Annotated in this window: 1 protein-coding gene; it reads right to left on the reverse strand. The window is 39.5% G+C overall.

The annotated features are described in order from the left end of the window. A partial coding sequence (locus ACVC43_RS00015; RefSeq protein WP_452222522.1) for a DUF7507 domain-containing protein occupies positions 1-296 on the reverse strand: 296 nt, incomplete at both ends.

Genomic DNA, 296 nt, shown 5'->3' on the forward strand with positions numbered 1-296 from the left:
GCATAGTTGGCTGTGTAAGTCCATGTTTCCGTAGGATCTAATTCGTTATCACCATCGGTATCACCAGAAGCAAATACGATTGCAACCACTGGGTTAGGAGCTTCTAATAAAGGATCGGTAAGCACGATGTTATCAATAGACACATTACCAGTATTAGTTACAGTGAAGGTGTAAGTAATCGTTTCATCAACATTAGTACAGTTGTCTTGATCTTCGTCGTTAAAGATTCCAGACTTGACAAGTGCAATAGTTGTATCACCTTGACATAAGGTAATCACTGTTGCATCGTCTGTTGT

It is taken from the genome of Lacinutrix chionoecetis (assembly GCF_053604665.1).